The following is a 12396-nucleotide window of genomic DNA, read 5'->3' as shown; positions in this document are numbered from 1 at the left end:
GATGTCTGAAGCCCCTAAAAAGCGCTGGTACGTCGTTCAGGCGTTTTCCGGTTTTGAAGGCCGCGTAGCAACGTCGCTGCGTGAGCATATCAAATTACACAACATGGAAGAGTTATTTGGCGAAGTTATGGTTCCGACCGAAGAAGTGGTCGAGATCCGTGGCGGCCAGCGTCGCAAAAGCGAGCGCAAATTCTTCCCGGGTTACGTGCTGGTTCAGATGGTGATGAACGACGCGAGCTGGCACCTGGTGCGCAGCGTACCGCGCGTGATGGGCTTTATCGGCGGCACGTCTGACCGTCCGGCGCCAATCAGCGACAAAGAAGTGGATGCGATTATGAACCGCCTGCAGCAGGTTGGTGATAAGCCGCGTCCGAAAACGCTGTTTGAACCGGGTGAAATGGTTCGTGTTAATGACGGTCCGTTTGCTGACTTTAACGGCGTTGTTGAAGAAGTGGACTACGAAAAGTCCCGCCTGAAAGTTTCTGTATCTATCTTCGGTCGTGCGACCCCGGTAGAACTGGACTTTGCGCAGGTCGAAAAAGCCTAAGCAGCGATCAAAAAAGCGACGATTTAATCGTTGCACAGGGCGCGAGATTGGAATACAATTTCGCGCCTTTTGTTTTTATGGGCCCGGCCCGTAAAACGAATTTTATTCACGGGGAGCCTCACTGAGGCGCTATTACCCAATCAGAGGATTTTAGAATGGCTAAGAAAGTACAAGCCTACGTCAAGCTGCAGGTTGCAGCTGGTATGGCGAACCCAAGTCCACCAGTTGGTCCAGCTCTGGGTCAGCAGGGTGTGAACATCATGGAATTCTGTAAAGCGTTCAACGCAAAAACTGAATCCCTGGAAAAAGGTCTGCCAATCCCAGTCGTAATCACTGTTTACGCTGACCGTTCTTTCACTTTCGTTACCAAAACCCCTCCTGCAGCAGTTCTGCTGAAGAAAGCGGCTGGTATCAAGTCTGGTTCCGGTAAACCGAACAAAGACAAAGTGGGTAAAATTTCCCGCGCTCAGCTGCAGGAAATCGCGCAGACCAAAGCTGCCGACATGACTGGTGCCGACATTGAAGCGATGACTCGCTCAATCGAAGGTACTGCACGTTCCATGGGCCTGGTAGTGGAGGACTAAGAAATGGCTAAACTGACCAAGCGCATGTCCGTGATCCGTGACAAAGTTGATGCGACCAAACAGTACGACATCAACGAAGCTATCGCTCTGCTGAAAGAACTGGCAACTGCTAAGTTCGTTGAAAGCGTTGACGTTGCCGTTAACCTGGGCATCGACGCGCGTAAATCCGATCAGAACGTTCGTGGCGCAACTGTACTGCCACACGGTACTGGCCGTTCCGTACGTGTAGCTGTATTTGCTCAGGGTGCAAACGCTGAAGCTGCTAAAGCTGCCGGCGCTGAACTGGTAGGTATGGAAGATCTGGCTGATCAGATCAAGAAAGGCGAAATGAACTTTGACGTTGTTATTGCTTCTCCAGATGCAATGCGCGTTGTTGGCCAGCTGGGCCAGGTTCTGGGTCCACGCGGCCTGATGCCAAACCCGAAAGTGGGTACTGTAACCCCTAACGTTGCTGAAGCGGTTAAGAACGCTAAAGCAGGTCAGGTTCGTTATCGTAACGACAAAAACGGCATCATCCACACCACCATCGGTAAAGTGGACTTTGACGCTGACAAACTGAAAGAAAACCTGGAAGCTCTGCTGGTTGCGCTGAAAAAAGCAAAACCAACTCAGGCGAAAGGCGTGTACATCAAGAAAGTTAGCATCTCCACCACCATGGGTGCAGGTGTTGCAGTTGACCAGGCTGGCCTGAGCGCTGCTGCAAACTAATGCCTTTACGTGGGCGGTGATTTTGTCTACAATCTTACCCCCACGTTTGCTAACGAAAGTTAGCGGCTAAAAGAATTGTTCGTTGGAGCCTGGCCTAATCCAGGCCTCCGTCGAAGACCGCAGGTGTTTCGCAAGAGACTTAATCCCCTGCGTAGACGGTGACAGAACGCTAAGATTATTTTTGGATACTCTGGCTTGTTTCTGCTCACCGTATTAAGACGCTCTTTCCGTTGGGGAGAGTGAAGTGAGTTCCGGAACATGAGTTCCGGCAAACATCCAGGAGCAAAGCTAATGGCTTTAAATCTTCAAGACAAACAAGCGATTGTTGCTGAAGTCAGCGAAGTAGCCAAAGGCGCGCTGTCTGCAGTAGTTGCGGATTCCCGTGGCGTTACTGTAGACAAAATGACTGAACTGCGTAAAGCAGGTCGTGAAGCTGGCGTTTACATGCGTGTTGTTCGTAACACCCTGCTGCGCCGTGCTGTTGAAGGTACCTCTTTTGAGTGCCTGAAAGACACGTTTGTTGGTCCGACCCTGATTGCATACTCTATGGAACACCCGGGCGCTGCTGCTCGTCTGTTCAAAGAGTTCGCGAAAGCGAATGCAAAATTTGAGGTCAAAGCCGCTGCCTTTGAAGGTGAGCTGATCCCGGCGTCTCAGATCGACCGCCTGGCAACTCTGCCGACCTACGAAGAAGCAATTGCACGCCTGATGGCAACCATGAAAGAAGCTTCGGCTGGCAAACTGGTTCGTACTCTGGCTGCTGTACGCGATGCGAAAGAAGCTGCTTAATCGCAGTTATCTTTATAAAGCATCTGCTTACGTATAAACTTATTCTGATATTCAGGAACAATTTAAATGTCTATCACTAAAGATCAAATCATTGAAGCAGTATCCGCTATGTCCGTAATGGACGTTGTTGAGCTGATCTCTGCAATGGAAGAAAAATTCGGTGTTTCTGCTGCTGCTGCTGTAGCTGTTGCTGCTGGCCCAGCTGCTGACGCTGCTGAAGAGAAAACTGAATTCGACGTAATTCTGAAAGCTGCTGGCGCGAACAAAGTTGCAGTAATCAAAGCTGTTCGTGGCGCTACCGGTCTGGGTCTGAAAGAAGCTAAAGACCTGGTAGAATCTGCTCCAGCTGCGCTGAAAGAAGGCGTGAGCAAAGACGACGCAGAAGCACTGAAAAAATCTCTGGAAGAAGCTGGCGCTGAAGTTGAAGTTAAATAAGCCAACTTTTCTGGTTGCAGCCTAAGTCATTAGGCTGATGGCTGGTGACTTTTTAGTCACCAGCCTTTTTGCGCTGTAAGGCCTCGGTAGCATTTCACACTGTTTGACTATCGATGTGTCTTTCAATGCTTGTTTCTATCGACGACTTAATATACTGCGACAGGGTGCTCGCTCTGTGTAAATCGCAATGAAATGGTTTAAGCGTGATAGCAACAGGTATTGCGGAAAGTATTCAATTTTCCGGTCCACAAAATGGTGTTGCACAAACTGTCCCTTCGTCGGACAGATGGGTCGACTTGTCAGCGAGCTGAGGAACCCTATGGTTTACTCCTATACCGAGAAAAAACGTATTCGTAAGGATTTTGGTAAACGTCCACAAGTTCTGGACATTCCATATCTCCTTTCTATCCAGCTTGACTCGTTCCAGAAGTTTATCGAGCAAGATCCTGAAGGGCAGTACGGTCTGGAAGCAGCCTTCCGCTCCGTGTTCCCGATTCAGAGCTACAGCGGTAACTCCGAGCTGCAGTACGTCAGCTACCGCCTTGGCGAACCGGTGTTTGACGTTCAGGAATGTCAGATCCGTGGCGTGACCTATTCCGCACCGCTGCGCGTGAAACTGCGTCTGGTGATCTACGAGCGCGAAGCGCCGGAAGGCACCGTAAAAGACATTAAAGAACAAGAAGTCTACATGGGTGAAATTCCACTCATGACGGACAACGGTACTTTCGTTATTAACGGTACTGAGCGTGTTATCGTTTCCCAGCTGCACCGTAGCCCGGGCGTCTTCTTCGACAGCGATAAAGGTAAAACACACTCTTCCGGTAAAGTACTGTATAACGCGCGCATCATTCCTTACCGTGGTTCATGGCTGGACTTCGAGTTCGATCCAAAAGACAACCTGTTTGTCCGTATCGACCGTCGTCGTAAACTGCCTGCAACCATCATTCTGCGCGCACTGAACTATACCACTGAACAGATCCTGGACCTGTTCTTTGAAAAAGTGATCTTTGAAATCCGCGACAACAAGCTGCAGATGGAGCTGGTGCCGGAACGTCTGCGTGGTGAGACCGCGTCGTTCGACATCGAAGCCGACGGCAAAGTGTATGTGGAAAAAGGTCGCCGTATTACCGCGCGCCACATCCGTCAGCTGGAAAAAGATGATATCAAACACATCGAAGTTCCGGTTGAATACATTGCAGGAAAAGTAGCCGCGAAAGATTACGTTGATGAATCAACTGGCGAGCTGATCTGCCCGGCTAACATGGAGCTGAGCCTGGATCTGCTGGCTAAGCTGAGTCAGGCTGGCCACAAACGTATCGAAACGCTGTTCACTAACGATCTGGACCACGGTCCGTACATCTCTGAGACTGTACGCGTCGACCCAACCAACGATCGTCTGAGCGCGCTGGTTGAAATCTACCGCATGATGCGTCCTGGTGAGCCACCAACTCGCGAAGCGGCTGAAAGCCTGTTCGAGAACCTGTTCTTCTCCGAAGACCGCTACGATCTGTCCGCGGTTGGTCGTATGAAGTTCAACCGTTCTCTGCTGCGCGACGAAATCGAAGGTTCCGGTATCCTGAGCAAAGACGACATCATCGAAGTGATGAAGAAGCTCATCGATATCCGTAACGGCAAAGGCGAAGTGGACGACATCGACCACCTCGGCAACCGTCGTATCCGTTCCGTAGGCGAAATGGCGGAAAACCAGTTCCGCGTAGGCCTGGTACGTGTAGAGCGTGCGGTGAAAGAGCGTCTGTCTCTGGGCGATCTGGATACCCTGATGCCTCAGGATATGATCAACGCCAAGCCGATTTCTGCAGCAGTGAAAGAGTTCTTCGGTTCCAGCCAGCTGTCTCAGTTCATGGACCAGAACAACCCGCTGTCTGAGATTACGCACAAGCGTCGTATCTCTGCACTCGGCCCAGGCGGTCTGACCCGTGAGCGTGCAGGCTTCGAAGTTCGAGACGTACACCCGACGCACTACGGTCGCGTATGTCCAATCGAAACGCCTGAAGGTCCAAACATCGGTCTGATCAACTCCCTGTCCGTGTACGCACAGACTAACGAATACGGTTTCCTCGAGACCCCGTATCGTAAAGTGACCGACGGTGTTGTTACCGACGAAATTCATTACCTGTCTGCTATCGAAGAAGGCAACTACGTTATCGCTCAGGCGAACTCCAACCTGGATGACGAAGGCCACTTTGTAGAAGATCTGGTGACCTGCCGTAGCAAAGGCGAATCCAGCTTGTTCAGCCGCGACCAGGTTGACTACATGGACGTATCCACCCAGCAGGTGGTATCCGTCGGTGCGTCCCTGATCCCGTTCCTGGAACACGATGACGCCAACCGTGCATTGATGGGTGCGAACATGCAACGTCAGGCCGTTCCAACTCTGCGTGCTGATAAGCCGCTGGTTGGTACCGGTATGGAACGTGCTGTTGCCGTTGACTCCGGTGTTACTGCAGTGGCTAAGCGTGGCGGTACTGTTCAGTACGTGGATGCCTCCCGTATCGTTATCAAAGTTAACGAAGACGAGATGTACCCTGGCGAAGCAGGTATCGACATTTATAACCTGACCAAATACACCCGTTCTAACCAGAACACCTGTATCAACCAGATGCCTTGCGTATCTCTGGGTGAGCCAGTTGAGCGCGGCGACGTGCTGGCAGACGGTCCGTCCACCGACCTCGGTGAACTGGCTCTCGGTCAGAACATGCGCGTAGCGTTCATGCCGTGGAACGGTTACAACTTCGAAGACTCCATCCTCGTCTCCGAGCGTGTGGTTCAGGAAGATCGTTTCACCACCATCCACATTCAGGAACTGGCGTGCGTGTCCCGTGACACCAAGCTGGGGCCAGAAGAGATCACCGCTGACATCCCTAACGTGGGTGAAGCTGCGCTCTCCAAACTGGATGAATCCGGTATTGTTTACATCGGTGCGGAAGTGACCGGCGGCGACATTCTGGTGGGTAAGGTTACGCCGAAAGGTGAAACCCAGCTGACGCCAGAAGAGAAACTGCTGCGTGCCATCTTCGGTGAGAAAGCGTCTGACGTTAAAGACTCTTCTCTGCGCGTACCAAACGGTGTTTCCGGTACGGTTATCGACGTTCAGGTCTTCACTCGTGATGGCGTTGAGAAAGATAAGCGTGCGCTGGAAATCGAAGAGATGCAGCTCAAACAGGCTAAGAAAGACCTGTCTGAAGAACTGCAGATCCTCGAAGCGGGTCTGTTCAGCCGTATCTATGCGGTGCTGGTTGCCGGTGGCGTTGAAGCTGAGAAGCTCGACAAACTGCCACGCGATCGCTGGCTGGAACTGGGCCTGACCGACGAAGAGAAACAAAATCAGCTGGAACAGCTGGCTGAGCAGTATGACGAACTGAAACACGAGTTCGAGAAAAAACTCGAAGCGAAACGCCGCAAAATCACTCAGGGCGACGATCTGGCACCAGGCGTGCTGAAGATTGTTAAGGTCTATCTGGCTGTTAAACGTCAGATCCAGCCTGGTGATAAGATGGCAGGTCGTCACGGTAACAAGGGTGTTATCTCTAAGATCAACCCGATCGAAGATATGCCGCACGATGCTAACGGTACGCCGGTAGATATCGTACTGAACCCACTGGGCGTACCGTCTCGTATGAACATTGGTCAGATCCTGGAAACTCACCTGGGTATGGCTGCGAAAGGCATCGGCGACAAGATTAACGCCATGCTGAAACAGCAGCAGGAAGTCGCGAAACTGCGCGAATTCATCCAGCGTGCCTACGATCTGGGTACCGACGTGCGTCAGAAAGTCGACCTGAACACCTTCAGCGATGAAGAAGTGCTGCGTCTGGCAGAGAACCTGCGCAAAGGTATGCCAATTGCAACGCCGGTATTCGACGGTGCAAAAGAAGCTGAAATTAAAGAGCTGCTGCAACTGGGTGGTCTGCCAACGTCTGGTCAGATTACGCTGTTTGACGGCCGTACCGGTGAACAGTTCGAACGTCCGGTAACCGTAGGTTACATGTACATGCTGAAACTGAACCACCTGGTCGACGACAAGATGCACGCTCGTTCTACCGGTTCTTACAGCCTGGTTACTCAGCAGCCGCTGGGTGGTAAGGCACAGTTCGGTGGTCAGCGCTTCGGGGAGATGGAAGTGTGGGCGCTGGAAGCATACGGCGCGGCATACACCCTGCAGGAAATGCTCACCGTTAAGTCTGATGACGTGAACGGTCGTACTAAGATGTATAAAAACATCGTGGACGGCAACCATCAGATGGAACCAGGCATGCCAGAATCCTTCAACGTACTGTTGAAAGAGATTCGTTCGCTGGGTATCAACATCGAACTGGAAGACGAGTAATTCTCGCTCAAACAGGTCACTGGTGCCGGGCTAACCCCCGGCACCGGATTGTGCTAACTCCGACGGGAGCAAATCCGTGAAAGATTTATTAAAGTTTCTGAAAGCGCAGACTAAAACCGAAGAGTTTGATGCGATCAAAATTGCTCTGGCTTCGCCAGACATGATCCGTTCATGGTCTTTCGGTGAAGTTAAAAAGCCGGAAACCATCAACTACCGTACGTTCAAACCTGAGCGTGACGGCCTTTTCTGTGCGCGTATTTTCGGGCCAGTAAAAGATTACGAGTGCCTGTGCGGTAAGTACAAGCGCCTGAAACACCGCGGTGTGATCTGTGAGAAGTGCGGCGTTGAAGTGACCCAGACCAAAGTGCGCCGTGAGCGCATGGGCCACATCGAGCTGGCGTCTCCGACTGCTCACATCTGGTTCCTGAAATCACTGCCGTCCCGTATCGGTCTGCTGCTGGATATGCCGCTGCGTGATATCGAACGTGTTCTGTACTTCGAATCTTATGTGGTTATCGAAGGCGGGATGACGAACCTGGAACGTCATCAGATCCTGACTGAAGAGCAGTATCTGGACGCGCTGGAAGAGTTCGGTGACGAATTCGACGCGAAGATGGGTGCGGAAGCTATTCAGGCCCTGCTGAAGAGCATGGATCTGGAGCAAGAGTGCGAGCAGCTGCGTGAAGAGCTGAACGAAACCAACTCCGAAACCAAGCGTAAAAAGCTGACCAAGCGTATCAAACTGCTGGAAGCGTTCGTTCAGTCTGGTAACAAGCCAGAGTGGATGATCCTGACCGTTCTGCCGGTTCTGCCGCCAGATCTGCGTCCACTGGTTCCGCTGGATGGTGGTCGTTTCGCAACGTCCGATCTGAACGATCTGTATCGTCGCGTGATCAACCGTAACAACCGTCTGAAACGTCTGCTGGATCTGGCTGCGCCGGACATCATCGTACGCAACGAAAAACGTATGCTGCAGGAAGCGGTAGATGCCCTGCTGGATAACGGTCGTCGCGGTCGTGCGATCACCGGTTCTAACAAACGTCCTCTGAAATCTTTGGCCGACATGATCAAAGGTAAACAGGGTCGTTTCCGTCAGAACCTGCTCGGTAAGCGTGTTGACTACTCCGGTCGTTCTGTAATCACCGTAGGTCCATACCTGCGTCTGCATCAGTGCGGTCTGCCGAAGAAAATGGCACTGGAGCTGTTCAAACCGTTCATCTACGGCAAGCTGGAACTGCGTGGCCTGGCCACCACCATCAAAGCCGCGAAGAAAATGGTTGAGCGTGAAGAAGCTGTCGTTTGGGATATCCTGGACGAAGTTATCCGCGAACACCCGGTACTGCTGAACCGTGCACCAACCCTGCACCGTCTGGGTATCCAGGCATTTGAGCCAGTCCTGATCGAAGGTAAAGCGATCCAGCTGCACCCGCTGGTTTGTGCGGCATATAACGCCGACTTCGATGGTGACCAGATGGCTGTTCACGTACCGCTGACGCTGGAAGCTCAGCTCGAAGCGCGTGCGCTGATGATGTCTACCAACAACATCCTGTCTCCAGCGAACGGTGAGCCAATCATTGTTCCTTCTCAGGACGTTGTACTGGGTCTGTACTACATGACCCGTGACTGTGTTAACGCCAAAGGCGAAGGCATGGTGCTGACTGGCCCGAAAGAAGCTGAGCGTATTTATCGCGCTGGCCTGGCCTCTCTGCATGCGCGCGTTAAAGTGCGTATCACCGAATACGAAAAAGATGCAAACGGCGAATTCGTTGCGAAAACCAGCCTGAAAGACACGACCGTTGGCCGTGCCATTCTGTGGATGATCGTACCGAAAGGTCTGCCTTTCTCCATCGTCAACCAGGCGCTGGGCAAGAAAGCGATCTCCAAAATGCTGAACACCTGTTACCGCATTCTGGGCCTGAAGCCGACCGTTATCTTCGCTGACCAGACTATGTACACCGGCTTTGCTTATGCAGCGCGTTCAGGTGCATCTGTTGGTATCGATGACATGGTCATCCCAGAGAAGAAACACGAGATCATCTCTGAAGCGGAAGCTGAAGTTGCTGAGATCCAGGAGCAGTTCCAGTCTGGTCTGGTTACCGCGGGCGAACGCTATAACAAAGTTATCGATATCTGGGCAGCGGCGAACGATCGTGTATCCAAAGCGATGATGGACAACCTGCAGACCGAAACCGTGATTAACCGTGACGGCGTAGAAGAGCAGCAGGTTTCCTTCAACAGCATCTACATGATGGCCGACTCCGGTGCGCGTGGTTCTGCAGCACAGATTCGTCAGCTGGCAGGTATGCGTGGTCTGATGGCGAAGCCGGATGGCTCCATCATCGAAACGCCAATCACCGCGAACTTCCGTGAAGGTCTGAACGTACTCCAGTACTTCATCTCCACGCACGGTGCGCGTAAAGGTCTGGCGGATACCGCACTGAAAACCGCGAACTCCGGTTATCTGACGCGTCGTCTGGTAGACGTTGCGCAGGATCTGGTTGTGACCGAAGACGATTGTGGCACCCTCGAAGGTATCACCATGACCCCGGTTATCGAGGGTGGTGATGTTAAAGAGCCACTGCGCGATCGCGTACTGGGTCGTGTGACCGCGGAAGACATCCTGAAGCCGGGCACCGCAGACATTCTGGTTCCACGCAACACCCTGCTGCACGAACAGTGGTGTGACCTGCTGGAAGCGAACTCTGTTGACTCCGTGAAGGTGCGTTCCGTTGTATCCTGTGACACCGACTTTGGTGTATGTGCGCACTGCTACGGTCGTGACCTGGCGCGTGGCCACATCATCAACAAAGGTGAAGCCATCGGCGTTATCGCGGCACAGTCCATCGGTGAGCCGGGTACACAGCTGACGATGCGTACGTTCCACATCGGTGGTGCGGCATCTCGTGCGGCTGCTGAATCCAGCATCCAGGTGAAAAACAAAGGTAGCATCAAGCTCAGCAACGCGAAGTCGGTTGTGAACTCCAGCGGTAAACTGGTTATCACTTCACGTAACACCGAGCTGAAGCTGATCGACGAATTCGGTCGTACCAAAGAGAGCTATAAAGTGCCTTACGGTGCGGTTATGGCGAAAGGTGATGGCGAGCAGGTTGCCGGCGGTGAAACCGTTGCAAACTGGGATCCACACACCATGCCGGTTATCACCGAAGTAAGTGGTTTCATCCGCTTCACTGACATGATCGACGGCCAGACCATTACTCGTCAGACTGACGAGCTGACCGGTCTGTCTTCTCTGGTGGTTCTGGATTCTGCTGAACGTACTACCGGTGGTAAAGATCTGCGTCCTGCACTGAAAATCGTTGATGCTCAGGGTAATGACGTTCTGATCCCAGGTACCGATATGCCTGCGCAGTACTTCCTGCCGGGTAAAGCGATTGTACAGCTGGAAGATGGCGTACAGATCAGCTCGGGTGACACCCTGGCGCGTATTCCTCAGGAATCCGGCGGTACCAAGGACATCACCGGTGGTCTGCCACGCGTTGCGGACCTGTTCGAAGCACGTCGTCCGAAAGAGCCGGCAATCCTGGCTGAAATCAGCGGTATCATCTCCTTCGGTAAAGAGACCAAAGGTAAGCGCCGTCTGGTTATCACTCCAGTAGATGGCAGCGAACCGTACGAAGAGATGATTCCTAAGTGGCGTCAGCTCAACGTGTTCGAAGGTGAACGCGTAGAACGTGGTGACGTGGTTTCCGACGGTCCAGAAGCGCCGCACGACATCCTGCGTCTGCGTGGTGTGCATGCTGTTACTCGTTACATCGTTAACGAAGTACAGGACGTATACCGCCTGCAGGGCGTTAAGATCAACGATAAACACATCGAAGTTATCGTTCGTCAGATGCTGCGTAAAGCAACCATCGAAAACGCGGGCAGCTCCGAGTTCCTCGAAGGCGAGCAGGTTGAATACTCACGCGTCAAGATCGCTAACCGCGAACTCGAAGCGAACGGCAAAATCGGTGCGACCTTCTCGCGCGATCTGCTGGGTATCACCAAAGCGTCTCTGGCAACCGAGTCCTTCATCTCTGCAGCATCGTTCCAGGAAACGACTCGTGTCCTGACCGAAGCCGCTGTTGCAGGTAAACGTGATGAACTGCGCGGTCTGAAAGAGAACGTTATCGTGGGTCGTCTGATCCCGGCTGGTACCGGTTATGCGTACCATCAGGATCGTATGCGTCGTCGTGCTGCAGGCGAACTGCCAGCTGCACCGCAGGTTACTGCTGAAGATGCATCCGCGAGCCTGGCAGAACTGCTGAACGCAGGTCTGGGTGGCTCCGACAACGAGTAATCGTTCAGTCGCTAATAAAAAACCCGCTTCGGCGGGTTTTTTTATATCTGCACTATTTCAGTTTACTAATGGGATCCGTCGATACAGCTCAATCATATCGCCCGCCAGGTCCTGTATGACCATGGCGTTCATCAGGTGATCCTGCGAGTGGACGGTGATCAGGTTAACCGGAAGCTTCCCGGTCCCTTCATCAAGACCGATAAGCTGCGTCTGTATGGTGTGCGCATGCTTCACATATTCCCGCGACTCTTCCATCGCTTTTTCGGCTTCGTCAAACTCACCTTTACGCGCCATCTGCAATGCCGTCAGGGCCGCACTGCGCGCCGCGCCTGCGTTAACAAGCAGTTCCATAATCGTGGTTTCTAAGTCTTCCATTATGACTCCAGAAGTTTGAGCGCTTTATCCAGTACGGCATCACCTTTCATCATGCCGTAATCCATCATGTCGATCACCGCGACCTTTTTGCCCAGCGGGTCGGCCTGCGCCTGTAATTTAGCCTGCTCGTATTTAACCTGTGGCCCCAGCAATACGATGTCGGCCGTTGCGATGTTGTCTTTAAACTCCGCAACCGGAACGGCTTTAATGGTGACTTCAACCCCTTTTTTCTGCGCGGCGTCTTTCATACGTTGAACCAGCATGCTGGTTGACATTCCCGCTGCACAGCATAAAACGATGTTCTTCATAA

9 protein-coding genes are annotated in these 12396 nt (G+C 52.6%); 7 read left to right on the top strand and 2 right to left on the bottom strand.

Annotation, left to right across the window (positions count from 1 at the left end; genetic code table 11):
- Window position 1: 1 nt before the first annotated feature.
- From nusG to rpoC, 7 genes are all read left to right on the top strand, one after another.
- Window positions 2–547: a transcription termination/antitermination protein NusG gene (gene nusG / locus FHC48_RS11560; RefSeq protein WP_003862341.1), complete on the top strand. Its 546-nt coding sequence runs from the start codon at window positions 2–4 to the stop codon at window positions 545–547.
- 155 nt (window positions 548–702) lie between these two features.
- Window positions 703–1131 carry a 50S ribosomal protein L11 gene (gene rplK / locus FHC48_RS11555; protein WP_008503452.1) on the top strand — a complete coding sequence of 143 codons (429 nt, stop codon included), beginning with the start codon at window positions 703–705 and terminating at the stop codon, window positions 1129–1131.
- A 3-nt stretch (window positions 1132–1134) separates the two neighbouring features.
- Complete coding sequence (rplA, locus tag FHC48_RS11550; protein WP_006810530.1) at window positions 1135–1839, top strand: 50S ribosomal protein L1; 705 nt, start codon at window positions 1135–1137, stop codon at window positions 1837–1839.
- A gap of 291 nt (window positions 1840–2130) precedes the next feature.
- Window positions 2131–2628 carry a 50S ribosomal protein L10 gene (rplJ, locus tag FHC48_RS11545; RefSeq protein ID WP_013095001.1) on the top strand — a complete coding sequence of 166 codons (498 nt, stop codon included), beginning with the start codon at window positions 2131–2133 and terminating at the stop codon, window positions 2626–2628.
- 66 nt (window positions 2629–2694) lie between these two features.
- Window positions 2695–3063, top strand: coding sequence for a 50S ribosomal protein L7/L12 (gene rplL, locus FHC48_RS11540; RefSeq protein ID WP_013095002.1), 369 nt, complete (start codon window positions 2695–2697; stop codon window positions 3061–3063).
- Between the two features lie 319 nt (window positions 3064–3382).
- Window positions 3383–7411, top strand: a complete 4029-nt coding sequence (gene rpoB, locus FHC48_RS11535) for a DNA-directed RNA polymerase subunit beta (protein ID WP_008503453.1) — start codon at window positions 3383–3385, stop codon at window positions 7409–7411.
- Window positions 7412–7487: 76 nt separating this feature from the next.
- On the top strand, window positions 7488–11711 hold the full coding sequence (gene rpoC, locus FHC48_RS11530; protein WP_008503454.1) for a DNA-directed RNA polymerase subunit beta': 4224 nt from the start codon (window positions 7488–7490) through the stop codon (window positions 11709–11711).
- A gap of 57 nt (window positions 11712–11768) precedes the next feature.
- Here rpoC and FHC48_RS11525 read toward each other — a convergent pair whose 3' ends face one another.
- Together FHC48_RS11525 and FHC48_RS11520 are read right to left on the bottom strand one after the other, a co-directional pair.
- A complete protein-coding gene (locus FHC48_RS11525; protein WP_008503455.1) occupies window positions 11769–12086 on the bottom strand; it encodes a PTS lactose/cellobiose transporter subunit IIA in 318 nt (105 codons plus the stop codon).
- Window positions 12086–12394 carry a PTS sugar transporter subunit IIB gene (locus tag FHC48_RS11520; RefSeq protein WP_008503456.1) on the bottom strand — a complete coding sequence of 103 codons (309 nt, stop codon included), beginning with the start codon at window positions 12392–12394 and terminating at the stop codon, window positions 12086–12088. Before FHC48_RS11520 ends, FHC48_RS11525 begins: the two co-directional genes overlap by 1 nt.
- Window positions 12395–12396 lie beyond the last annotated feature (2 nt).

Origin of the sequence: Enterobacter sp. EC_50 (genome assembly GCF_019584525.1) — a bacterium.
Classification (GTDB): Bacteria; Pseudomonadota; Gammaproteobacteria; order Enterobacterales; family Enterobacteriaceae; genus Enterobacter; species Enterobacter roggenkampii.
The sequence above is the reverse complement of the archived record's forward strand: the minus strand, read 5'-3'. Positions and strand labels throughout refer to the sequence as shown.